The 23,408-nt window shown below is 69.5% G+C and carries 23 protein-coding genes; 2 read left to right on the top strand and 21 right to left on the bottom strand.

The genetic code is table 11. The features are described from left to right. Positions 1-2 precede the first annotated feature (2 nt). The 9 genes from rpsP to ACSDQ9_RS11840 form a co-directional block, all read right to left on the bottom strand. Entirely contained in the window at positions 3-452 is a 450-nt protein-coding gene (rpsP, locus tag ACSDQ9_RS11880; protein ID WP_435147296.1) for a 30S ribosomal protein S16, read from the bottom strand. Between the two features lie 186 nt (positions 453-638). Beyond that, complete coding sequence (locus tag ACSDQ9_RS11875) at positions 639-1,844, bottom strand: amidohydrolase family protein (RefSeq protein WP_435147294.1); 1,206 nt, start codon at positions 1,842-1,844, stop codon at positions 639-641. 32 nt (positions 1,845-1,876) lie between these two features. Beyond that, positions 1,877-3,448 (bottom strand): signal recognition particle protein, encoded by a 1,572-nt coding sequence (gene ffh, locus ACSDQ9_RS11870; RefSeq protein WP_435147292.1) that lies wholly within the window; start codon positions 3,446-3,448, stop codon positions 1,877-1,879. A 69-nt stretch (positions 3,449-3,517) separates the two neighbouring features. After that, positions 3,518-4,627 (bottom strand): alpha/beta hydrolase-fold protein, encoded by a 1,110-nt coding sequence (locus ACSDQ9_RS11865; RefSeq protein ID WP_435147290.1) that lies wholly within the window; start codon positions 4,625-4,627, stop codon positions 3,518-3,520. 47 nt (positions 4,628-4,674) lie between these two features. Then, positions 4,675-5,865, bottom strand: coding sequence for a signal recognition particle-docking protein FtsY (gene ftsY, locus ACSDQ9_RS11860; RefSeq protein ID WP_435147288.1), 1,191 nt, complete (start codon positions 5,863-5,865; stop codon positions 4,675-4,677). A 75-nt stretch (positions 5,866-5,940) separates the two neighbouring features. Continuing rightward, a complete protein-coding gene (locus tag ACSDQ9_RS11855; RefSeq protein ID WP_435147286.1) occupies positions 5,941-6,144 on the bottom strand; it encodes a hypothetical protein in 204 nt (67 codons plus the stop codon). 347 nt (positions 6,145-6,491) lie between these two features. Next, the gene (gene smc / locus ACSDQ9_RS11850; RefSeq protein WP_435147283.1) at positions 6,492-10,052 is read right to left on the bottom strand and encodes a chromosome segregation protein SMC; all 3,561 of its coding nucleotides are present in this window, start codon (positions 10,050-10,052) and stop codon (positions 6,492-6,494) included. Continuing rightward, positions 10,052-10,657: a GtrA family protein gene (locus ACSDQ9_RS11845; RefSeq protein ID WP_435147280.1), complete on the bottom strand. Its 606-nt coding sequence runs from the start codon at positions 10,655-10,657 to the stop codon at positions 10,052-10,054. Before ACSDQ9_RS11845 ends, smc begins: the two co-directional genes overlap by 1 nt. A 176-nt stretch (positions 10,658-10,833) precedes the next feature. Next, complete coding sequence (locus tag ACSDQ9_RS11840) at positions 10,834-11,577, bottom strand: DUF2510 domain-containing protein (protein ID WP_435147277.1); 744 nt, start codon at positions 11,575-11,577, stop codon at positions 10,834-10,836. Positions 11,578-11,706: 129 nt separating this feature from the next. On the opposite strand from ACSDQ9_RS11840, the gene ACSDQ9_RS11835 reads away from it, so the two are divergent. Next, positions 11,707-12,282 carry an NADPH-dependent F420 reductase gene (locus tag ACSDQ9_RS11835; RefSeq protein ID WP_435147274.1) on the top strand — a complete coding sequence of 192 codons (576 nt, stop codon included), beginning with the start codon at positions 11,707-11,709 and terminating at the stop codon, positions 12,280-12,282. 45 nt (positions 12,283-12,327) lie between these two features. On the opposite strand, the gene ACSDQ9_RS11830 is transcribed toward ACSDQ9_RS11835, so the two are convergent. The 10 genes from ACSDQ9_RS11830 to ACSDQ9_RS11785 all read right to left on the bottom strand — a co-directional run bounded on the left by ACSDQ9_RS11830 (position 12,328) and on the right by ACSDQ9_RS11785 (position 21,126). Then, entirely contained in the window at positions 12,328-12,513 is a 186-nt protein-coding gene (locus tag ACSDQ9_RS11830) for a hypothetical protein (RefSeq protein ID WP_435147271.1), read from the bottom strand. A gap of 637 nt (positions 12,514-13,150) precedes the next feature. Then, positions 13,151-14,017 (bottom strand): bifunctional DNA-formamidopyrimidine glycosylase/DNA-(apurinic or apyrimidinic site) lyase, encoded by an 867-nt coding sequence (gene mutM, locus ACSDQ9_RS11825; RefSeq protein WP_435147268.1) that lies wholly within the window; start codon positions 14,015-14,017, stop codon positions 13,151-13,153. 3 nt (positions 14,018-14,020) lie between these two features. Beyond that, positions 14,021-14,653, bottom strand: a complete 633-nt coding sequence (gene rnc, locus ACSDQ9_RS11820; RefSeq protein ID WP_435147265.1) for a ribonuclease III — start codon at positions 14,651-14,653, stop codon at positions 14,021-14,023. 56 nt (positions 14,654-14,709) lie between these two features. Continuing rightward, positions 14,710-14,901: a 50S ribosomal protein L32 gene (rpmF, locus tag ACSDQ9_RS11815; RefSeq protein WP_026377862.1), complete on the bottom strand. Its 192-nt coding sequence runs from the start codon at positions 14,899-14,901 to the stop codon at positions 14,710-14,712. Between the two features lie 51 nt (positions 14,902-14,952). Continuing rightward, positions 14,953-15,495, bottom strand: a complete 543-nt coding sequence (locus tag ACSDQ9_RS11810; RefSeq protein ID WP_435147262.1) for a YceD family protein — start codon at positions 15,493-15,495, stop codon at positions 14,953-14,955. A 91-nt stretch (positions 15,496-15,586) separates the two neighbouring features. Continuing rightward, positions 15,587-16,102 carry a pantetheine-phosphate adenylyltransferase gene (gene coaD / locus ACSDQ9_RS11805; RefSeq protein ID WP_435147259.1) on the bottom strand — a complete coding sequence of 172 codons (516 nt, stop codon included), beginning with the start codon at positions 16,100-16,102 and terminating at the stop codon, positions 15,587-15,589. After that, a complete protein-coding gene (gene rsmD / locus ACSDQ9_RS11800; RefSeq protein ID WP_435147256.1) occupies positions 16,099-16,734 on the bottom strand; it encodes a 16S rRNA (guanine(966)-N(2))-methyltransferase RsmD in 636 nt (211 codons plus the stop codon). Before rsmD ends, coaD begins: the two co-directional genes overlap by 4 nt. Further along, the gene (locus ACSDQ9_RS11795) at positions 16,731-18,995 is read right to left on the bottom strand and encodes an ATP-dependent DNA helicase RecG (RefSeq protein ID WP_435147253.1); all 2,265 of its coding nucleotides are present in this window, start codon (positions 18,993-18,995) and stop codon (positions 16,731-16,733) included. Before ACSDQ9_RS11795 ends, rsmD begins: the two co-directional genes overlap by 4 nt. Before the next feature lie 149 nt (positions 18,996-19,144). Beyond that, a complete protein-coding gene (gene rpmB, locus ACSDQ9_RS11790; RefSeq protein WP_435147251.1) occupies positions 19,145-19,330 on the bottom strand; it encodes a 50S ribosomal protein L28 in 186 nt (61 codons plus the stop codon). 113 nt (positions 19,331-19,443) lie between these two features. Then, positions 19,444-21,126 (bottom strand): ribonuclease J, encoded by a 1,683-nt coding sequence (locus ACSDQ9_RS11785; protein ID WP_435147249.1) that lies wholly within the window; start codon positions 21,124-21,126, stop codon positions 19,444-19,446. A 40-nt stretch (positions 21,127-21,166) separates the two neighbouring features. Here ACSDQ9_RS11785 and ACSDQ9_RS11780 point away from each other — a divergent pair, with 40 nt between their 5' ends. Then, complete coding sequence (locus ACSDQ9_RS11780) at positions 21,167-21,787, top strand: GNAT family N-acetyltransferase (RefSeq protein WP_435147248.1); 621 nt, start codon at positions 21,167-21,169, stop codon at positions 21,785-21,787. Positions 21,788-21,877: 90 nt separating this feature from the next. Here the strand turns inward: ACSDQ9_RS11780 and ACSDQ9_RS11775 are convergent, their stop codons facing one another. After that, entirely contained in the window at positions 21,878-22,606 is a 729-nt protein-coding gene (locus ACSDQ9_RS11775; protein ID WP_435147246.1) for an LmeA family phospholipid-binding protein, read from the bottom strand. A 2-nt stretch (positions 22,607-22,608) separates the two neighbouring features. Continuing rightward, complete coding sequence (gene dapB, locus ACSDQ9_RS11770) at positions 22,609-23,346, bottom strand: 4-hydroxy-tetrahydrodipicolinate reductase (protein ID WP_435147244.1); 738 nt, start codon at positions 23,344-23,346, stop codon at positions 22,609-22,611. Positions 23,347-23,408: the final 62 nt, after the last annotated feature.

The raw sequence follows: 23,408 nt of genomic DNA, 5'->3' as shown, positions 1-23,408 counted from the left end.
GCTCAGGCCTCGGTGCTCTCTGCGTCGGTCGACTCCTCGGCGGGAGCCTCATCGGCGGCGGGAGCCTCATCCTTGGCCTTCTTCTTCGAGATGGCGTCGGTGCTGGGCTCACCGTCGGCCTCGGCCAGCGCGGCGTTGAACAGGTCAAGCTTCGAGGCCTTCTCGGGAGCGACCTCGATGCCCGACTCCGACTTCTCGCCGGTGAAGGTCTGCCAGTCACCCGAACGCTTGAAGAGGGCGACGACGGCCTCGGTCGGCTGGGCGCCGACGCCGAGCCAGTACTGCGCGCGCTCGGAGTTGACCTGGATCACCGACGGATCGTTCTTCGGGTGGTAGAGGCCGATCTCTTCGATGGCCTTGCCGTCGCGCTTGGCACGCGAGTCGATCACGATGATGCGGTAGTGGGGCGAGCGGATCTTGCCGAGTCGCTTCAGACGAATCTTGGTAGCCACGTGTGTGGTGTCTCCTGTGGAAGTGCCGCAGGTGCGGCGAGCGGGTGAACCCCGCCGGTCACGTGTGGGGCACGCGCCTGGAGGTTCGGGTTGTCCAGCGCCGCCACGATGAGAGGGCGTGACGGCACAGATGCATCGGACATTCTGCCACGGACGACCCGGATCGGCGAAACCGTGCGGGGCGGTTCAGCGCGTGCGCACGATTCGCCCCCGCAGCACGATCAGCCGCGGGTGGTGCACGACCGCGAGGTCGTCCAGCGGATTGCTGTCGTACACGACCAGATCGGCGCTGGCCCCCTCCACGAGGCCGTCGCGACCCAACCACTCCCGGGCTCGCCACGAGGCGGCGCCCAACGCGAACTCGGCGTCGCCGAGGTGGTGCAGCTGCTCGATCTCGTGCCCCACCAGCCCGTGGGCCATGGTGCCGCCGGCGTCGGTGCCCGCATAGATCGGCACCCCGGCCTCACGGGCCTTGCCGAGCACCTCGTACCGGGTGGCGTGCAGCCGGCGCATGTGCGCGGCGTAGGTGGGGAACTTGGCCTCGCCCTGGGCGGCGATGGCCGGGAAGTTCTCCAGGTTGACCAGGGTCGGCACGAGGGCGACCTGGCGTTCGGCCATCCGCTCGATGACCGCGTCGGTGAGCCCCGTGCCGTGCTCGATGCCGTCGATGCCCACCTCAACCAACTCGGCCACCGACGTCTCTTCGAAGCAGTGCGCCGTCACCCGCGCCCCCAGTTCGTGGGCTCGGGTGATCGCCCGCTCGGCGACGTGCTTCGGCCACAGCGGGGCGAGATCGCCGGTCTCGCGGTCGATCCAGTCGCCCACGAGCTTGACCCATCCGTCGCCGCGGGCCACCTGCTTCTCGACGGTGGCGACCAGTTCGTCGGGGTCGACCTCGTCGGCGAAGTTGCGGATGTAGCGCTTGGGGCGCGCGATGTGGCGGCCGGCGCGAATGATGCGCGGCAGGTCGTCCCGCTCGTCGATCCAGCGGGTGTCGGCCGGTGAGCCGGCGTCTCGGACGAGCAGGGCGCCCGCATCCCGGTCGGTGAGTGCCTGGCGCTCGGCCTCCTCGGGGCCGACCTCGCCCGCATGGTCGAGGCCGATGTGACAGTGCGCGTCGACCAGTCCGGGCACGATCCAGCAGTGGGTCGAGACGGTGGTGGCTCCCGCCGCCGGTTCGTAGGTCACCCGGCCGTCGACGATCCACAGATCGACCACGTCGTCGCCCGGCAGCACCACCCCGCGCAGGTGCAGCCGCCCGGCGTCGGGGGCGTGGGTGTGCCCGTCCGCGGCATGCCCATGCGCGTCATGACTGTGGGGGCCGCTGCCGTGGTCGTGGAACAGCTCAGCGCCGGTCGCCGACAGGTCATGGGGAGCGTGGCCGTGACTCATGTCACGATCCAAGCACAGGGGTCATGACCTGCTCAGCGGGGGCCCTTGTTGTTCTGGTTGAACATGCGCTGCAGCTCGGGCGGCAGCTGGAAGTTCTGCATCGCCTCGTTCAGCTCGCTGGCCGTCGGCTGCTGACCCGACCCGAAGGCGGACGAAGCCTCCGCCGCGGCGTTGGTGCTCTGGGGCTGGCGGCGTGCCTTGGCGGCCTTGCCCTTCTGCCCCTTCTTGGCCTGCTGCTTGGCCGGACGACGACCGGCACCCCCGCCCGGCAGGCCGGGCATGCCCCCGCCGCCGCCCAGCATCGGCGCCATTGACTGCATCATCTTGCGGGCCTCGACGAAGCGGGTGACCAGTTGGTTCACGTCGCGCACCTCGACACCCGCGCCCTTGGCGATGCGCGAGCGGCGCGATCCGTTGAGGATGGCCACATCGGCGCGTTCGGCCGGCGTCATCGAGTAGATGATCGCCTCGATGCGGTCGACCTCCTTCTCGTCGATGTTGGCGATCTGGTCCTTCATCTGCCCCATGCCGGGCAGCATGCCGAAGATCTTCGACAGCGGACCCATCTTGCGCATCTGCTGCATCTGCGACAGGAAGTCCTGCAAGCCGAACTCGCCACGGCCACCCAGCAGCTTGTCGGCGGCCGCCTTGGACTGCTCGGCGTCGAAGGTCTTCTCGGCCTGCTCGATGAGCGTCAGCATGTCGCCCATGCCGAGAATGCGGCTGGCCATGCGGTCGGGGTGGAAGACGTCGAAGTCCTTCAGCTGCTCGCCGTTGGAGGCGAACATGATGGGCTTGCCGATCACCCGCGCGATCGACAGGGCGGCACCACCGCGGGCATCGCCGTCGAGCTTGGTGAGCACCACGCCGTCGAAGCCCACCCCCTCGTTGAAGGCCAGCGCGGTGTTGACGGCGTCCTGGCCGATCATGGCGTCGACCACGAACAGGGTCTCGTCGGGCTGCACGGCCGCGCGAATGTCGGCGGCCTGCTGCATCAGTTCGGCGTCGATGCCCAGGCGACCGGCGGTGTCGACGATGACCACGTCGAACTGGCGGCGACGAGCCTCCTCGATCGACTGACGGGCCACCTCGACGGGGTCACCCACTCCGTTGCCGGGCTGGGGCGCGAACACCTGCACACCGGCGCGCTCACCGACCACCTGCAACTGGTTGACGGCGTTGGGGCGCTGAAGGTCGGCGGCGACCAGCAGCGGGGAATGGTTCTCCTCCTTGAGCCAGCGTGCGAGCTTGCCGGCCAGGGTGGTCTTGCCGGCACCCTGCAGGCCGGCCAGCATGATCACGGTCGGCGGGTTCTTCGCGAACCTGACGGTGCGGGTCTCACCGCCGAGGATCGAGACGAGCTCCTCGTCCACGATCTTGATGATCTGTTGGGCGGGGTTGAGGGCCTTGTGCACCTCGGCCCCACGGGCCCGTTCCTTGAGGGCGGCGATGAAGTCCTTGACGACACCCAGGTTGACGTCGGCCTCGAGCAGCGCGATCCGGATCTCGCGCGCGGTCGCGTCGATGTCGGCATCGGTCAGTCGCCCCTTGCCGCGCAGCCCCTTGAAGGTCTCGGCGAGGCGGTCCTGCAGTGTGTCGAACACATTCTTCCCATCGTCGTGGTGCTCACCCGTCGGTCAAGGATAGTCGTCCGGCCGCTCGGGTCGAGTCGGTCACAGCCCGGCGGTACCCAGCCAGGCCAGACTCGGGTCGTAGAGGGGCAGGTAGGTGCCGAACCGGTGGCCGCCGCCCTTCACCAATTGGAAGGCGACCCCGGGAAGGGAACGCGCGGCCTGGTGGAAGCGGCGTCCGTCGGGGCCGTCGGGTGGGCCGGTGACCGTGCCCCACGACTGGTCGTCGGCGGTCGACATCACGTTGAGCAGCCGCAGGTGGATCAGCTGCCGGGTGGTCACCATGCGCACCAGGTCGTTCTCGGCGGTGACCGCAGCCGTGCGGTCGGGAGCGGCCGGGGTGTCCAACAGGTGTTGGTCGTCGAAGATCGGGTGGTAGTAGCCGGCCAGGGCTGCCCCGGCGGCATAGACCCGCGGATGGGTGGCCGTCATCAGCGCGGCACAGTAGCCGCCGGTGCTCCAGCCGGCGATGAACCAGCGAGTGTGGTCGGCGGTGACCCGGTAGTGCTGGGCGATCGCCGACGGCAGGTCGGCCCCCAGGAACGTCTGCTGCGGCGCGCCCGGCACGTCGACGCATTCGGAGTCGATGCCGGTGACGATGCTGCCACCCACGTAGACGGCGACGAAGGGGCTGGCCCGCCCCTCGTCGATCACGGTCGAGTTCTGGGTCACCGCGTCGAGCAGATGCGCGAACTTCGGCCCCGGCATACCGAGCCCGGCGACCATCACCACCACCGGGAACCGATGCGCGCGTTGCCCGGGTTCGAAGTAGGCGGCCGGCAGATAAACCGAGGCGGTGGCGTAGGCGGGGCTCGAGTCGGGCACCGGCATCGTCACCACTTCACCCAGAGGGTGGGGGTTGTCGGACGAGATCGCGATCTTCTGCACCGGCACCGCCTTGGCCCCGCGTTCCTTCACCTGGGTCAGACGGCCGACCTGCCCGGGGACCCCGACGAGGTCGTCCCACGTGGCGAAGAACTCATAGTGCCGGTTGACCAGCAGGAACACCGCCGAGACCGCCAACAGTTGGGCCAGCAGCGCGGCCAGCCACGCCTGCCAGCGACGACGGACGAACACCGCGGCCGCCACCGGCACCAGCACCGCCAATGTGGCGACCGTGCCCGCCAGCAGGCCCCCCGTGAGCTCCCACATGCCGACAACCTACGTCGGCGCGGCAACCCCACTCGGCTGGGGTCGGGTCACTCCCCCAGCAGGCCGGCGACGAAGCCCTCGGCATCGAAGGGCGCCAGGTCGTCCGCGCCCTCCCCCAGCCCGATCAGCTTGACCGGCACACCGAGTTCGCGCTGCACCTGCACGACGATGCCGCCCTTGGCGGAGCCGTCGAGCTTGGTGAGCACGATGCCGGTGACGTCGACCACCTCGGCGAAGATGCGCGCCTGGGTGAGTCCGTTCTGGCCGGTGGTGGCATCGAGCACGAGCAGCACCTCGGTGACGGGCGCCTTCTTCTCGATGACGCGCTTGACCTTGCCCAACTCGTCCATCAGGCCGGTCTTGGTGTGCAGGCGGCCGGCGGTGTCGACCAGCACGGTGTCGACGCCCGCCTCGACGCCCTTGGCAACGGCGTCGAAGGCGACCGAGGCCGGATCGGCGCCCTCGGGCCCGCGAACCGTGTCGACCCCGACCCGCTCGCCCCACGTGGTGAGTTGCTCGGCGGCGGCGGCACGGAAGGTGTCGGCCGCTCCCAGCAGCACCCGCTGGTCGTCGGCCACCAGCACGCGGGCCAACTTGCCCACGGTGGTGGTCTTGCCGGTGCCGTTGACACCGACCACCATCACGACGCCCGGGTTGCCGTCGGCACCGGTGACGTGCAGGCTGCGATCGAGGCTCGGGTCGACCAGTCGGACGAGCTCCCGGCGCAGGGTCTCGCGCGCCTTGGCGGGGTCGCTGACCCCGTCGATGGCGAGCTCCTGGCGCAGCTTGTCGGTCAGCTCCGTGGTCGGGCCCACGCCCAGGTCGGAGCTGATCAGGGTCATCTCGAAGTCGTCCCATGTGTCCTCGTCGATCCGGTCACGACTGAGCAGGTCGGCCAGGCCGCGGGCGAGGGCATTGTTCGAACCAGCGAGGCGACGCCGCAGCCGGGCGAGACGCGAGGCCGGTGCCTCGATCTGGTCGCGGGCGGGAGCCTCCGGCTGAGCCGTTTCGGGCTCGCTGGGTTCTGGGGTCTGGGCCTCGGGCTGGGCGCTTTCGGGCTGGGAGGTCTCGGGCTGGGTCGGCTCGGCCGACTCGTCTGGGCGGGGCTCGAGTTCGGTGGTCTGCGGTGCCGGCGGCAGTTGCTTGCGCCCGCGCAGGGCGACGACGATGCCGACGGCAGCAGCCGCCAGCACGACACCGAGGATGATCCAGAAGATGAGCGTCAGGTCTGTGGGCACGACCTCATCCTAGGGCCGACCGCCCCGACCCTTGTTCGGGACGACGGTTCGGGTCGGTGGCGGGTGACCTCTGCCTCAGTTGCTGGTGCGGGCCACCAGCTGGGCGAACTTCTCGGGCACCTCGGCATCACCGTTGAGGTGACGCCCGAGATCGGCGAACTGGCCGCGCACGCCCTCGTCGGCGACGGCATTGCGGCGCAGGCCGAAGGCCACCATGGCGGCGACGGCGCACCCGAGGACGACGGCGAGAGTGATGACGATGGCGGCGGCGAGGGTCACCGGAGTTCCTTCCAGGAGGTTGGGCGGGCCGTGCTTCGAGCAAGTGCGAGCGCGCACGCAACCCCAGTCGGGAGACGGTCCGTGAACCGCACCCGATCGCCGCGACGGCTGACAGGGGAAGCGCCATCGCTCGACACCATTGTGCCTCGGGAAAACACCGTTTCGCGACTCGACACGACCGTCATTTTTGGCCCCAGCTCCCACCTGGCTTCAGTTGGTGCACATGGCTTCGGTTCAGGGCTGAAGCCATGTGCACCAACTGAAGCCACGTGGCGGGGCGTGGTGTCGGGCGTGGCGTGGTGGAGCGCGGAGCGCGGAGGGCGTGGGGTTGCCCGAGGGCGGCGCACTCAGGCGTCGACGGACTCCCTCAGCCGTTGCGAGACCACCGTCGAAACCCCGTCGCCACGCATGGTCACCCCATAGAGGGCGTCGGCGATCTCCATGGTGCGCTTCTGGTGCGTGATCACCAGCAGCTGGGAGTTCTCGCGCAGTTCCTCGTAGATGCCCAGGAGTCGTCCGAGATTGGTGTCGTCGAGGGCCGCCTCGACCTCATCGAGGATGTAGAACGGGCTCGGCCTGGCCATGAACAGGCTGACCAGGAACGCGACAGCCACCAGCGACCGCTCGCCACCCGACAGCAGCGACAGTCGCTTGACCTTCTTGCCGGCCGGGCGCGCCTCGACCTCGACACCGGTGGTCAACCACTGCCCCGGTTCGGTCAGCACCAGCCGTCCCTCGCCGCCGGGGAACAGCCGCGAGAAGACGTGCTCGAAGGCCTCTTCGACGTCGCGGTAGGCCTCGGCGAAGACCTGTTCGACGCGGGCGTCGACCTCGTCGATGATCTCGGCCAGGTCGGCGCGGGTGCGCTTGAGGTCGTCCAACTGCTCGGCCAGGAACTGGTGCCGCTCCTGCATCGCGTCGAACTCCTCGAGCGCCAGCGGGTTGACCCGGCCGAGCAGTTCGAGGTTGCGCGTCGCCGCCCGCAGGCGCTTCTCCTGCTGTTCGCGCACGTAGGGAGCGGGGTCATCGGAGTCGGGGTCGACGGGTCGTCCATCGTCACGGACGAGCACGGGCACGCGCTGCTCCGGCCCGAAGTCGGCCACGAGGGCGTCGGCCTCCAGACCCAACTCGGCCATCGCCTTCTCTTCGAGTTGCTCGATGCGCATGCGCAGTTCGATGCGGTTGAGTTGGCCGCGGTGCGCCCCCTGCACGACCTCGTCGAGGGCACGGCTGGCCTCACGGGCCTCACGGCGGGCCACTCCCAGTGCCGCCTCGGCGGCCGCACGGTCGCGTTCGGCGGCGGAGCGGTCGGCCGTGGCCAGCTCGCGCGCCCGGTCGACCTGGCCCACCAGCCACTGGGCCGCCTCGTGCACGCAGCGGGCAGCACCTGCCTCTCGGCGCAGCTGCTCGGCGCGGGCCAGCGCCTTGGCCCGGGCCTGCCGCTCGTGCGAGGCCGCGCGACTCAGGGAGTCGGCTCGGCCGGCGAGCGCCTTGGCCTTCTCCTCGGCGGTGCGCAGGGCCAGCCGGGCATCGAGTTCGGTCTGCCGGGCCAGCCTGGCCTCGGCCGCGCGGGTGTCGCGTTCGGTCGGGTCGGGCTCGGCGAGATCGGTCTCGCTGGCGGCCAGCTCGAGCCGGGCCTCGAGTTCGGCGAGCGCCTCGGTGTCGGACCCCCGCGACCCGTGGGCCTGGTCGATCGACTGGGTGAGCCGCTCCGCCTCGGCCCTGGCCTCCCGCTGCCGCTGCGCGAGGGAGCCAAGTTGTTCGGTGATCGACGACAGGTGGGCGTCGGACTCGTGCAGGCGTTCGAGGGTGGCCTCGGCCGTGGCCGACGCCTGCTCCAGTTCGGCCGTGGCCCGTTGCAGCTCGAACGCCACCCGTTCGAGCTGGTGGTTCGACTCGGCCAAGGACGACTCGGTCTCGTCGACGGCGGCCTGCAGCTCGATGAGCCCCGGCTGGCGCCCCGATCCGCCGGCCACGTACCAACGCGAGACCAGATCGCCCTCGCGGGTGACCGCCGTCACCGACGGTTCCCTGGCCACCAGTGCCCGAGCGGCGGCCAGGTCGTCCACCGCCGCGACGCGGTCGAGCAGGCGGACGAACGATCCGGCCAGCTGATCGTCGACGGTGACCAGGTCGGCGAGCCATCGGGTGCCGGCGGGTAGCTCGGGCCAGTCGTCCCTGGTGGTGGTGGCTCCGCCGACCAGCAGGCCAGCCCGGCCCAGATCTTCGGCCTTCAGGTGCTCGACGGCCCCGACTGCCGCGTCGACACCGGTGACGGCCACGCCCTCGCTGGCCGCACCCAGCGCGGCCGACGCGGCGGTCTGCCAACCCGGGGCAACGGTGACGAGCGCGGCCACCTGACCGAGCACCCCGCTGACGGCATCGCCCGCGGCGACGAGGGCGGCATTGGCATCCTTGCGTTCGAGTCCCAGGCGCAGGGCGTCGAGCCGGGCGCCCTGGGCATGCCTGGTCTGGGTGAGGTCGGCCTGACTACGGCGCAGCTCGTCGACCGTGACGGTGTGTCGTTCGACCTCGTCGGCCGCCTGTTCGTAGGCCAGATCGAGCCCCGACTCGCCGTCGGAGAGCCCGGCGAGTTGCTGTTCGAGTTTGGCGTATTCGGCGCGGGCCGTCTCGGCACGGACCCCGGCATCATTGCGTCGTGCCTCGAGTCGTTCGACCTCCTCGGACGAGGCGTCCAGCCGCGAGCGCAACGCGTTCACCTGGCCGGTCAGCCGGGCCACCCCCTCGCGCCGGTCGGCGATGGCTCGCAGTTGGGCGTTCCACGCCTTGTCGGCCTCGGCCTGCAGGTTCTCGGCGGCGGTCTTGCGGGTGGTGGCCAGCGTCAGCTCGTCGGTCAGTCGAGCGACCTCCTCGCGCAGGGACGACTCCTCGTCCCGCACCTGCCGCGCCTCGATCTCGAGGGTCTCGGGGTCGCGGCCCCCTCGTCCGAGTTCTGGCTGGGCGTCGGCATTGCGCATGCGCTCGGCGGCGATCGACATGGTCGTCTGCAGGCGCTCGCGCAGGGCGGCCAGGGCGTACCAGTTCTCCTGCGCGGCGCTCAGTCGTGGGTTCGCCTCGGCGACGGCCGCCTCGGCCTCGGCCTCAGCCCGCTGAGCGCGCTGGTGGGCCTGCTCGGCCGACCACTTCGCCTCTTCGGCGGCGCGTTCGTCGGCCAGGTCGCCGGCCAGGGACTCCTGCAGTTGGGTGAGGTCGTCGGCCAGCAGGCGCGCACGGGCATCGCGCACCTCGGCCTGGATGACGGCCGCCTTCCGGGCGACCTCGGCCTGGCGGCCCAGCGGTTTGAGTTGGCGGCGCAGTTCAGCGATCAGGTCATTGAGGCGGTGCAGGTTGGCGGCCGTCGACTCGAGCTTGCGGAGCGCCTTCTCCTTGCGCTTGCGGTGCTTGAGCACGCCTGCGGCCTCTTCGATGAAGCCACGCCTGATCTCGGGGGTCGCCTGCAGAATCGTGTCGAGCTGCCCCTGACCCACGATCACGTGCATCTCACGGCCGATCCCGGAGTCGCTGAGCAGTTCCTGCACGTCGAGCAGGCGGGCCGGATTGCCGTTGATGGAGTACTCCGAACCGCCGGAGCGGAACATCGTGCGCGAGATCGTCACTTCGGTGTAGTCGATCGGCAGGGCACCGTCGGTGTTGTCGATGGTGAGGACGACCTCGGCCCGGCCCAGCGGAGCCCGCCCCGAGGTGCCGGCGAAGATGACGTCCTCCATCTTGCCGCCGCGCAGGCTCTTGGCGCCCTGCTCCCCCATCACCCAGCTGAGCGCGTCGACGACGTTCGACTTGCCCGACCCGTTGGGCCCCACCACACAGGTCACTCCGGGCTCGAAGTTCAGCGTCGTCGCCGAGGCGAACGACTTGAACCCGCGCAGGGTGAGTGACTTGAGATACATCAGCTGCCCGTGGTCTCGGTGACGTTCGTCTGTTCGGCGCGCGCCTGCTCGGCGTCGGTCAGGGGCACGGTGGCCAGCTCGGCATGGTGCCCGCGGACCGCCCGGAAGGTCCACACCTTGTTGACGAGGAAGTTGATGGGCATGGTGACGACGATGGTCAGCAGTTGGGCCCAGTACTCGCGGGAGTGAATGCCCTTGGTCTCGTTGAAGAACGGGTCGGGCAGGTAGATCGGCGAGCCGGTGTGGGTGAACGCGGTGAGGATGAACAGGCCCGCTCCGGCCGCGACGCTGCCGACGGCCAGGAACGGCCAGAACTCCTTCCACCAGCGCGAGTGCTTGGCCGACTTGAAGGTCCAGGAGCGGTTGAGCTGGAAGTTCCACAGGTTCGCCACGAGGAAGGCGACGATCCACACGACGTGGCGGAAGCGCACGTTGAACGCGGTGCCGGGGATGGCCCAGACGGGGTCGTTGCCGTGCTGGGTGCCGCCGTGGGCCTTGTGCATCACGACGGCGACGGCGAGGTTGACGACCACTCCGCTGCCACCGACGAGGCCGAATCGGACGAACTGGCGCAGGGTTCGCCACAGGCGGGAACTGAGGGTCATAGAAGGCTCAGAATAGCCACGCCACGCCCGCGGACGGCATCAACCGACCCGCAGTCCGGCGATGGCGGCCTCGAGATCGCGCATCTGCGGGGCGGCCTCTGACTTCACCAGCCCGATGAACACCGTCGGCTCGGGAGTGTCGACCACGATGACGTTCATGGCCGTCGCCTTGGTGATCAGGCGATCGTCGTCGAAGCGGATGGTGGCCCGAAGCCGCGTGCCGGGGTGCCTGCCAGATCGATCGGCTCGGTGGTGACGTCGGTCAGAGTGACGTCGACCGACGTGTAGAACGAGCTGGTCACCAGACACTGGGCGATGCGGGTGGCGGCCGTCGAGCTGCCCGGGTACCCCTCGGGCATGTTCACCTGGGCGACGGCCATGCTCGAAGCCCAGCCGAGCTTCTCCTCGGGGTGCGAGACGTACAGCCCGGCCGCGTTCTTCGCGAACGGCAGCCGCCGGTCGGAGTAGCGCCGCCACCCCGGTGCCGCCGGAAAGCTCAGCCCGCCGGACGACACCCGGTCGCCGGTCTGCTGGGGGGAGGAACCGGTGAGGTTCTCGCAGGACCGCTCGCGCGCCCCGGTGGGGTTGAGCGTCGGCGGAGGCTTCGTGGGTCCCGAGGTCGGGGAACTGGACTCGTCCCACTGCGAGACGGTCGGGGTGGACGAGTTGGTGTCCTCGGTGAGGGTCGTGCCGCGACGCTGCTGCAGCGCGATCACCACGACGGCGACGACGACCAGGGCGACCACGACCACCGCCACCCAACCCTTGCCGCCGGGCTTGCCTCCACCGCCACCGCCAAGGCCGGCCGTCGTCCGGGATGGGTCGGGAGCGGGGCGAACCTCGGTGCCCCAGCGGTCACCGTCCCAGTGCCGGACTCCCCCGGACCCCGCAGGGTCGGGGTACCAGCCTGGTGCGCTCATGGGTCGAGACTAGGGCGGGCTGGGGTCGGGCCGGTCGACCAGGGTCGCGCCGGAACATCGCGGTCACCCGTCGCGTTGTGACGGGTGGAAGCCCACCTTCGGGCGGCCAGGATACGAAAGCGTGAAAAAATGATCACCATCACCATCTTCGGCAACGGCAACATGGGCCAGGCCATCGCGGGGGTGCTCGCCCGCAGCGGGGCCTCCATCCAGCACATCGGCTCGAGTGATGCCGACGTCACCATCGAGGGCGACCTCGTGGTGCTGGCCGTTCCCCACCCCGCCCTGGCCGCGATCGTCGCCAGCCACGGGGATCAGCTCGCTGGTCGCACGGTCGTCGACATCACCAACCCGCTGGACTTCTCCACCTTCGACTCGCTGGTCACCCCGGCCGACGGCAGCGCGGCCTCCGAACTGCAGAAGGCACTGCCCACCGCGAAGGTGCTGAAGGCCTTCAACACCAACTTCGCCGCCACCCTGGCCAGCGGCAAGGTGGGCTCGCAGACGACCACGGTGCTGGTGGCTGGTGATGACGCCGACGCCAAGGCCCAGCTGGTCGACGCCGTGAAGTCGGCCGGTCTCAATGCCATCGATGCCGGCGCCCTGTCGCGGGCCCGCGAGTTGGAAGCCATCGGCTTCCTGCAACTCACGCTGGCCGTCGGGGAGAAGATCGGCTGGACGGGCGGGTTCGCCCTGGAGGCCTGAGCGCCCTCCGTGAGACGACCGGCCTCGCGACCGTGGAGAAACAGCTCAGAGCAGGTCGTACGGGTCGAACCCGAGCAGCGGCAGGGCGGTCCGTCTTCCTTCGGGCCCCACCAGGGCGGTCACCTGCCAGACGTCGTCCGGGTCGCCCACCGGTTGGGCATCGATCCATTCGAGCACGTCGGCGATGTCGGCATGGTGGAAGTCGTAGGCAACCTCGACCCACCTCGCCACGGCGGCTCCGGGTTGGCTGGGTGGTGCCACCGTGCGCCAATGAGTGACTCGCAGGATAGGATGCCGCTCGTCGCGCACGACATCACGCACATCGTCGACGGATCTGCACTCCGGAGACGGCAGCCGCGGGTCTCGCTGATGTTTCATGACGCGCAGGTGACTGGAATCCAACCACTCTCGACGGAGTCCAGCGATCCGATGCTGGCAACAGCCTTGTACTCAGAGTTAGTGACGCAAACAGGCGGCGTGCCCGCCGGCACATAGTACGTGACACCCGCGGTGCCCACGATGCGGGGGGAAGTAGATGAGGCCACCACGACCCCCGAGCCAGTCGAGTCAGCCGCCCTCCGATACATCGCAGTAATCAGCCACGAAACGGCCATGTTCGCGAGTCTCCTTCGACTGGTTCGAACGCTTCTTGACGCGACGGTACCCTCAACGGGACTCACGACACAGGAAGCGCGTCCCTCCAGAAGGTCGGGGAATGAAGCCAGCGCGCCACGGGGGCTCGCCCAGGCCAGGGGGCATCCGCACGCAACGCCCTCCATGGCCTAAGTCCGAGAGTGTCGTGAACCACCGGCACGAGGAGGTTCGCAGGTGGGATGATCGTTGCAACTGCACCCCTTCCGCCAAGCCCTTACCGGCGCGGGCGCGGCTGACAGACCGGGCACGTGAACGAGGACCGGTTCGCGAAGGCCTCCCGCACGATCGGGGTGCCACAGCGGTCGCAGGGCTGGTGCTCTCGTCCGTAGGCGTGCAACGACCGGGCGAAGTAGCCCGACTCGCCGTTGACGTTGACGTAGAGGGCATCGAAGCTGGTGCCGCCGACGGCCAACGCCTCCCCCATCACCTCGCGCCCCTGCTCGAGCACCTGGTGCAGCACCTTCCGCGTCAAGGTTTCACCGCGCCGCAGGTGGTGCAGCCGGGCACGCCAGAGCGTCTCGTCCACGTAGATGTTGCCGAAGCCCGAGACGATGCGCTGGTTCAGCAGCAGGGCCTTCACTCCCGACGTCGACCTCTTCATCCGCGACACGACCGCGTCGGCGTCGAAGAGCGGGTCGAAGGGGTCGCGCGCGACGTGGGCGGCCTCGAGGGGAACCTCGTCGCCGGGGCCGTCCGCGCTGGGCGGCTCCATCGGCGAGATCGACAGCCCGCCGAACATGCGCTGGTCGACGAATCTGAGCTGACGGCCGTCGTCCAGATCGATCAGCACGCGGGTGTTGCGCAGCAGCGGCGCGCCGGGTTCGTCCACGCGGAACTGGCCGCTCATGCCCAGATGGGCCATCAGCGCGTCGCCGCCGGCAAACGGCAGCCACAGGAACTTGCCGCGACGGCCGGGGGTGGCGAAGGTTCGTCCGACGAGTCGGTCGCGGAAGTCATCGGGGCCGGCGAGGTGGGCGCGCACCGGGCGTGGGTGCAGCACCTGCACGGCCCGAACGGTGCGGTCGGTCACGACGCGGTCGAGCCCCAGGCGCACCGACTCGACCTCGGGGAGTTCCGGCACGGATCAGCCCGAGAGGGCCTGGTAGGCCAGACGGGCGGCGCCGATTTCGGCCTCGCGCTTCGAGCGTCCCTGGGCCGACGGATGAGTGACGTCGTTGATCACGGCCGCGGCCTCGTAGCGGCGGTCGTGGTCGGGCCCGGACTCCGTGACGGCGTACTGCACGGTCCAGCCGTCCTTGGCCGCGAGTTCCTGCAGGGAGGTCTTCCAGTCCAGGCCGGCGCCGAGCGTGCTCGCCTGGGTGGTGATGGGCACGAAGAGGTGCCGGACGAGCGTCTCCGCGCTCTCGCGGGTGCCCGACAGGCGGGCGGCGCCGATCAGGGCCTCCATGGTGTCGGCGAGGATCGACGTCTTGTCGTGCCCGCCGGTGGCGATCTCGCCCTTGCCGAGCTTGATCAACGCGCCCAGTTCCAACTCGCGGGCCACATCGGCGAGCGTGTTGGCATTCACCGTGGCAGCACGAATCTTCGCCAAGCGGCCCTCGGGCTCGTCCGGGTACGCCTCGTAGAGGTGCTCGGTGACGACCACGCCGAGCACGGCGTCACCCAAGAACTCGAGGCGCTCGTTGTTGGCGACCCCGCCGTGCTCGTAGGCCCACGACCGATGGGTCAGGGCAAGCTCAAAGAGCTGAGCGTCCATCGGGACGCCCAGCTCCTGGAGCAGATCGGTGAAGCGGCTCGTCACCGCTGGTGCGCTCAGGCCTCGAGAACCTGGCGGCGCTCACCCTTGGGGCCGTACTGGCCGCACGCGGGGCAAGCGGTGTGCTGCAGGTGGGGCTGACGGCACGCCGGGTTGACACAGGTCACCACGTTGACCGCAGCGGCCTTCCACTGCGAACGGCGGTGACGCGTGTTGCTGCGGGACATCTTCCGCTTGGGAACTGCCACGGGTCTTCTCCTCAGGAATCACCCGGCGGGGTGCCGGACGTCGGTCGAAACTCAGTTGTCGCTGTCAGCGTCGAGCAGCTTCGACCAACGGGGGTCGATCTGCTCTCCATGCGTGTGGTCGGGATCGTCGTTCAGGTTGGCACCGCAGATGGTGCACAGCCCTGCGCAATCCTCCCGACACAGCGGGGTGAACGGAAGGTCGAGCACCACGGCATCCCGGAGCACCGGTTCGAGATCGATCCGTTCATCGACCACGAAACTGGCATCCTCTTCGGCCGCGCGACCGGCGTGCACGAACAGTTCCTCCAGAGTGAAGGACGCCTCGTCCTCCAGCGGAGTGAGGCACCGCGCGCATTCACCGACCAACTCGACGTCAGCGGTTCCGGAAACCCAGATGCCCTCGATCACGGACTCGAGCCTGACGTCGAGTGCGATCGGGGAATCCACGGGTACCCGCATCATCTCCACCCCCAACTCCGCCGGAGCCGGAACCGTGCGCGAGATCTCCTTCATCGTTCCGGCTTGCCTGCTCAACTCGTGGACCTCAAGGACCAACGGTGAACGGGCATCCAGGGAACGCGGCAGGGAGCTCACGACAGAACCTCCTCATGGCAGCACGACGGTGTCGATGACCGAAGGACAACACTACCGGCTGGGACCGCCGTGACCAAACCGGCGACCGCGCTCACGGCGCCTGCTCGGAAGCAAGCTGGGTGCGGTCGGCGCGGCGTTCGTCCATGCGGCGGACGAGGGCCTCGTTCACCTCGGGACTCAGGAACATCGACACGTCACCCCCGAACGAGGCGACGTTGCGGATCAGCGTCGACGACATGGTGCCGTACTCGCGCCCGCCCGGCAGCAGCACCGTCTCGATGCCGCCGACGGTGTGGTTGACGTGGTGCATCTGCAGCTCGTAGTCGAAGTCGGTGCCGAACCTGAGCCCCTTCACCACCACCGGCGCCTCGTGATCGCGGCAGAAGTCGACCAGCAGGCCGTCGATCATCTCGACCGTGACGTGGTCGAGGTCGGCGACCGCGTCGCGGCACAGCTGCAGCCGCTCGTCCAGACTGAACACCGGCGTCTTGGTGGAGTTGGTGCCCACCGCCACCACCACCTCGTCGAACAGGGCTGCCGCACGACGGATGATGTCGACGTGGCCCAGGGTGATGGGGTCGAACGTGCCGGGGCAGACGGCCTTCATGGGCGCTCCAAGGGGTCAGGTCCAGGTGGCGGGTCGGATTCAGCTGGGGGGTCGGGCTCGATCGGCGCGATCCAGACCAGTGTGGTCTCACCGTACGGCCTCGTCCATATCTCGCAGCCCCCGACCTCGGGCAGCCGCGACCGGGTGTCGCGCTCCACCACGATGACGCCGTTCGGCAGCACCCAGCGGTCGCGCACCACCGCAAGCAGCCCCTCCAGGGCCTCGGACGAGAACGCGTAAGGAGGGTCGGCCCAGACAACGTCGAACCGCTGGTTCGGAGCCGCCCCGGCGAGGAAAGTCTCGACCTTGGCCGACCGCACCGTCGCCTCGAGGCCGGTGTCGGCCGCATTGCGGGTGATCAGCTGGGCGGTGCGGGCGTCCGCCTCGACCATGACGACCGGGCCCGCCCCGCGACTGGCCGCCTCGAGGCCCACTCCCCCCGACCCGGCGAACAGGTCGAGGAAGCTCAGTCCCGTCAGATGCGTGTCGGCGGAGCCGTCACCCGACCCGTTCCACGCGGCCAGCGACGAGAAGAACGCCTCCCGCACCCGGTCGGTGGTCGGACGAGTCCTGTCCCCCGCCGGGGTCTGCAACCTGCGGCCACCGGCGCGGCCGGCGATGATGCGACTCATGCCCGCTCCAACCACTCGCCGGCGGCGTCGAGCTCGACCTGGGTGACGATGTCGGCCAGATGCGGGTCACGCCCGTCGGGGTCCTCGGCCACCAAACGTTCGGCGATGTCGCGGCAGGTGACGATGAGGTCGGCGTGCTCGAGCACGCGGATGAGTCGCAGCGTCGATCGGCTGCCGGACTGGGTGGCGCCGAGCACGTTGCCCTCACGGCGGGCGGCGAGGTCGGCCTCGGCCAGCATGAAGCCGTCACGGTTGCGGGCGACGACCTCGAGACGAGCCCGCGCCGGGGTGCCCGGGCCGGCGTGGGTGAGCAGCAGACAGAGACCGGCGTGGCTGCCTCGTCCGACCCGACCGCGCAACTGGTGCAGTTGACTGACCCCGAACCGATCGGCGTCCATGATCACCATCACCGAGGCATTGGGCACGTCGACGCCGACCTCGACGACCGTGGTCGAGACCAGCACGTCGATCTCGCCGGCGGCGAAGGCGGCCATCACCTCGGCCTTCTCGGCCGGTGGCATGCGGCCGTGCAGCTTGCCGACCCGCACGCCGGCGAGCGCGCCGTCATTGAGCTCGGCGAACAGTTCCTCGACCGAGACCGGCTGCTGCGGCGGTGGCACCTCGTCCTCGGGGCGAAGGGCCACGGGCCAGTCCTCGACCTGGGTGGGACTGATGGCCGAACACACGATGAAGGCCTGCCGGCCTGCGGCGACCTCTTCGCTCACCCGCTGCCAGGCCCGCTCGACCCAGGACGGGTTCGCCGCGGCGTCGACGACGGTGGTCTGCACGTCACTGCGGCCGGCCGGAATCTCGGTGAGCAGCGAGGTCTCGAGGTCGCCGAACACGGTCATCGCCACCGACCGTGGGATCGGGGTGGCGGTCATCACCAGCACGTGTGGGGTGACGGGGTCGAGACCCTGCTGGGCCTTCTGGTTGAGGGCCGCGCGTTGTTCCACTCCGAAGCGGTGCTGTTCGTCGACCACCACGAGCCCGAGGTCGGCGAACTGCACCGTGTCGGCCAGCAAGGCGTGGGTGCCGATGACGATGCCCGCCTGACCGCTCGCGGCCGCGAACAGCGCATGCTTGCGTTCGGCGGCCGACTGCGACCCGGTCATCAGCACCACCTCGGTGGCCTCGTCCGGGGCTCCCAGCACGCGGCCCTGCCCCAACTCGCCCAGCAATGAGGTGATGGTGGCGTGGTGCTGGGCTGCGAGCACCTCGGTGGGGGCCAGCAGTGCGGCCTGCCGGCCGTTGTCGACGGCGCGCAGCATGGCGCGCAGGGCGACCAACGTCTTGCCGGAACCCACCTCTCCCTGCAGCAGCCGCTGCATGGGGTGCGGCCTGGCCAGGTCGGCGAAGATCTCCTCCGACACCCGGGCCTGCCCCTCGGTGAGCGTGAACGGCAGCCGCCGGTCGAAGGCGGCCAGCAGCGAGGCCTGGGCTCGTCCGTGCGCAGTGCTGGCGGTCAGCTCCGGTGCCCGCAGGTGGGTGGCGTCGGCGCGACGCCGGGCCATCGTCAACTGCAGCCCCAGCGCCTCGTCGAACTGCAGGCGTTCGAGGGCCTTGGCGGCCTCGTCCTTGGTGGCGGCCCGGTGCACGCCGAGGTAGGCATCGTTGAAGGTGGGCAGGTCGACCTCGTCGAGCACCCACTCGGGCAGTGGTTCGGCCAGCTCACCGACCGCGTCGAGAGCCAGGTCGATGGTGGCCGAGATCGTCCAGGTGGGCAGCTTCGCGGTGGCCGGGTACAGGCCCACCAGGCCCGACCGGGTGACCTGGTCGGCGATCTGGGCGGCCTGCTCGGCCTTGCCGACGACCTTGCCCGAGGAGTCGAACATCACGAACGTGGGGTGGGTGAGCTGCAGGGCACCGTTGAACGTGGTCACCTTGCCCACGAAGATGCCCTTGGAGGCGGCGCGCAGGTTCTTCTGCCAGTAGGCACAGTGGTGGGCCTTGCCGAAGAACGTGGCCGTGACCCGTCCGGTGCCATCGGTGAGGGTGGCCTCGATGCGTTGCCGCGGGGGGTGACCCAGGGTGTCGGACACCTTGGCCACCTCGGCGATGATCGCGACCTCTTCGCCGACGGGCAGGTTGCGCAGGTCGGAGTTCTCGGTGCCCAACAGGTAACGCCGGGGCACGTGACGCAGCAGGTCGCCGACGGTGCGCACCTTCAACGGAGCGAAGGATTTCGCGGTCTTCTCACCGAGCAACTTCGCGACGGGCTGGTTGAGCCGCGCGAAGGTGGTGGTCTGCCAACGAGTCACACAGGTGAGGGTAGCGGGCCGCACCGACAGGTTTCCTGCCCACGACTCGGTGGCCGGCTGCCCGACCGACGTGGAGGGACGACGAAGGCCCGCCCCCGGTCGGGGACGGGCCTTCGTGAACGTCGACGCTCAGCTCGAGAGCGACAGGGTCAGCGGGTGACCTTGCCGGACTTGATGCAGGCGGTGCAGGCGTTGAGGCGCTTCGGGGTGCCCTCGACGACAGCGCGGACGCGCTGAATGTTCGGGTTCCAACGACGGTTGGTCTTCTTCTTCGACCAGGGCACGTTGTGTCCGAAGCTCGGGCCCTTGGCGCAGATGTCGCACACGGCAGCCATGGGAATCTCCTCAGTAGATGGTGATGCGCCCTGAGGCGCGAGAGTGAGTGGCTGGCACCGATCGGCGCGCAGCAACCTGTCAAGAGTAGCCGAGACGGGCGATTCGTCCAAAATCAGATCGCGACGACCACCGGGACGATCATGGGGCGCCGGCGGTGCTTCTGGTTCACCCAGCGCCCCATCACCCGACGCACCTGCTGCTGCAGCTGGTAGGCATCCTCGGCACCGTCCTTGAGGCCACGCAGCAGCACGGCGCGCACCTCTTCGGTGACGGTGTCGAAGTCAACGTCCTCGGCGAACCCACGCGCCGTGATTTCGGGGCCCGAGACCAGCGACCGGTCGTGCAGGTTGACGGCGGCGACGATCGAGATGAACCCCTCCTCGCCGAGGATGCGCCGGTCGGTCAGCTGCGACTCGGTGATGTCACCCACGCTCGAGCCGTCGACGAAGATGTAGGAGGCATCGATCTTGCCGACCAGGCGGGCCTGGTGGTTGGCGAGATCGACCACGCCACCGTCCTCGGTGATGATCACGTTCTTGGACGAGAGGCCCGTCTTCATGGCCAGGGCCGCGTTGGCGACCAGGTGACGCACCTCGCCGTGCACCGGCATCACGTTGCGGGGCTTGAGGATGTTGTAGCAGTACAGCAACTCGCCGGCCGCCGCGTGGCCCGAGACGTGCACGAGCGCATTGCCCTTGTGGACGACGTTGGCGCCCAACCGGGTGAGCCCGTTGATCACGCGGTAGACGGCGTTCTCGTTGCCGGGAATCAGGGACGAGGCCAGCAGCACGGTGTCGCCGGGGCCGAGCGAGACGACCGGGTGCTCGCGGTTGGCGATGCGGGCCAGTGCCGACAGGGGCTCACCCTGCGACCCGGTGGAGATGATCACGACCTTGTCGTCGGGCAGGTGCTCGATGTCCTTGAGGTCGACCAGGGTGTTCTCGGGAACCTTCAGGTAACCGAGGTCGCGGGCGACCTGCATGTTGCGCACCATCGAACGGCCGACGTAGACGACCTTGCGGCCGTGCTGCACCGCCAGGTCGAGCACCTGCTGAACGCGGTGCACGTGACTGGCGAAGCAGGCGACGATCAGCTTCTGCTTCGACTGGGCGAAGACGCGCGCGATGGCCGGCTCGATCTCGCGCTCGCTGGGCACGAAACCCGGCACCTCGGCGTTGGTCGAGTCGCACATGAACAGGTCGACACCCTCGGCGCCGAGTCGCGCGAACGCCCGCAGGTCGGTGATCCGCCCGTCGAGGGGCAACTGGTCCATCTTGAAGTCGCCGGTGTGCAGCACGGTGCCGGCGCTGGTGCGCACGAAGACGCCCATGGCATCGGGGATCGAGTGGTTGACGGCGATGAACTCGAGGTCGAAACCGTCGACCTTGACCCGGTCGCCCTCGGCCACGATGTTGAGGTTCGGATTCTTGATGCGGTGCTCGCGAATCTTCGACTCGACGAAGGCCAGCGTCAGCTTCGACGCGTAGATGGGAATGTCGGGGCGGCGACGCAACAGGTAGGGAACGGCGCCGATGTGGTCTTCGTGGCCGTGGGTCAGCACCAGGGCAGCGATGTCGTCCATGCGGTCGGCGATGGCGTCGAGCCCCGGCAGGATGAGGTCGACACCGGGATGGTGGTCCTCGGGGAAGAGCACGCCGCAGTCGATCAGCAGCAGCTTGCCGTTCAGTTCCAGGGTGGCCATGTTGCGGCCCACATCGCCGAGACCACCGAGCGGAGTGACCCGCAGCGTGTCGCGGGCGAGCTTGGGCGGTGTACGCAGAGGGGAACCAGTCACGATTCCACCCTAGCGAGCCGGGCTGACTATTCTCACCCCCATGACGCGTGAGCTGCCGCTGGTGAACTCAGGACAGAGCCCCCAGGTGGCTCCCGGAGTGCGGCTGGCGATGCCGGTCGAGGCGTGGCAGCTGGCCGAGATCCAGCGGCGCGAATGGTCGGACGATCCGCTGATGCAGCGCTTCCTGCCCGAGACCACGCTCGACCAGATGGCCGAGATCTGGCATGCCTCGATCACCCGGCCTCCGCTGGCGCACATGCGGGTGCTGGTGGCCACCGAGCCCGAGGGGGCGCCTCGTCCGACGGGCAACGAGAACGAGACCCAGCTGGCCAGCCGGGTGGTGGGGTTCGCCGTGGTCGGGCCCTCCCAGGATGCCGACGCCGGCCCGCAGGATTCCGAACTGTCGTACTTCCGCGTCGACCCCCTGGCCCGCGGACGAGGGCACACCTCGCGCCTGCTGAACGCCGCCGTCGACACCATGAAGGCCGACGGCTACCTGGCCGCGACCTGCTGGGTGCGCTCGACCGATGACGACTTTCGCGCCCTGCTCGTGGGCACCGGGTGGGGGGCCGACGGCGCCCACCAGGAGGTCGGCACGGACGACGGCGTGGTGCGGGTCAAGCAGGTGCGACTGCGCACCGACATCTCGCCCGAGTCCTGAGGTCTCTCGAGCCCACGGCACTGCGCGCTCCGTCGGTCGAGTAGGGAGCGAAGCGACCGTGTCGAGACCACGGCCCTGCGCATCCTCGAATCAGCGGGCGATCGACACGTTGTCGCCGCTGAGGGCGACCACGATCCCCCGCTCCGAGGCCGTCAGCGAGTCGTAGCCGAGTCCCTGCACCGCGGGAAGTTCCGCCCGATCCGTGATCCGCTTCAGCAGCGGTCGCAGGAGCGTCTGCGGCACCTCGACGCCCGAGACCGAGGCCTGTGGGTCGTCCAGCGTCAGTGCACCGTCGGACCCGACGCCGGGTCGAGCCGTGACCTCGATCGACACACTGGCCCCCCACACGGAGGCCGTCTGCGTGATCTTCACCCGGTCACCCCCGGCCGAGGTCACCTTCGTGCCGGCCAGTCGGCTGAGTTCGGCATAGGTGAGCGTCGCCCCCGCGGTCAGATGGTCGACGCTGTAGGGGCCACTCCCCCGCAGATTGCCCACCCCGGTGGCGGTGAAGGTCAGGTCGCTGACGGCGAGCGTGGTGGCCTGGTCGCCGGATCCCTGGCTGAACCGAGCGCTCGGCGCCCGCCCCGAGATCCGCGTGAACCGGTTGCGGGCCAACCCCACCAGCACCGAGCGGTCGTCGATGGTGACCGTGGTCGTCCCGCCCAACTGCGTCGTCATGGCGGACGCGACGCGCCCCTCGATCTCGCCGCGCAGGAAGCGGTCGCCAACGGTGCCGGCCAGCAGGCCGAGCACCACCAGCAGCACGAGACCGAGCGCGGTGATCTTGAGGCAGCCGCCCCCGCGTGAACCCCTGGCCACGGTCAGTCGAGCCCGAGCACCGATTCGATGCCCTCGGTGAGACCCGGACGATCGCCGACCGCCTCGACGGCCGCGATCACTCCGGGCATGAACGAGACCCGGTCGAGCGAGTCGTGCCGAATCGTGAGCGTCTCGCCCTCGGCGCCGAACAGCACCTCCTGGTGGGCCACCAGCCCGCGCAGTCGAACGCTGTGCACCTGCACCCCGTCGACGTCGGCACCGCGGGCCCCGTCGATCTCGTGGGCGGTGGCGTCGGGCACCGGGTCGAGCCCGGCCTCGCGGCGGGCCTCGGCGATGCCGCGCGCGGTGACGGTGGCCGTGCCCGAGGGCGCGTCGGCCTTGTTCGGGTGGTGCAGCTCGATCACCTCGACCGACTCGTAGAACGGCGCAGCCTTCTTCGACATGGCCATCATCAGCACAGCACCGATCGAGAAGTTGGCGGCCACCAGGACGCCGGTGGTGGGTTCGTCCCCGAGCCACTCGCGCAGGGTCGCGAGCCGGTCGGCGGTGAAACCCGTGGTGCCCACGACGGCGTGAATGCCGTGGTCGATGCAGAACTTGAGGTTGCCCATGACGGCATCGGGGTGGGTGAAGTCGACCACCACCTCGGCGCCCTCGGCCGCCGACAGGTCATCGCCCACGTCGATCCGGGCAACCAGCTCGTGACCTGCCCGTTCCACCGCCCGGCACACCTCGGCGCCCATCTTGCCGTTCGCTCCGAACACCGCCACTCGAGTCATGGCGTCAGCCTACCGGGGCGTTGCGCCCCACCCGAGCCCGCGCTGCCCCGGTGGTCGTCCGC

Source organism: Aestuariimicrobium soli (assembly GCF_051192575.1).
Taxonomy (GTDB): Bacteria; Actinomycetota; Actinomycetes; order Propionibacteriales; family Propionibacteriaceae; genus Aestuariimicrobium; species Aestuariimicrobium soli.
The sequence above is the reverse complement of the archived record's forward strand: the minus strand, read 5'-3'. Positions and strand labels throughout refer to the sequence as shown.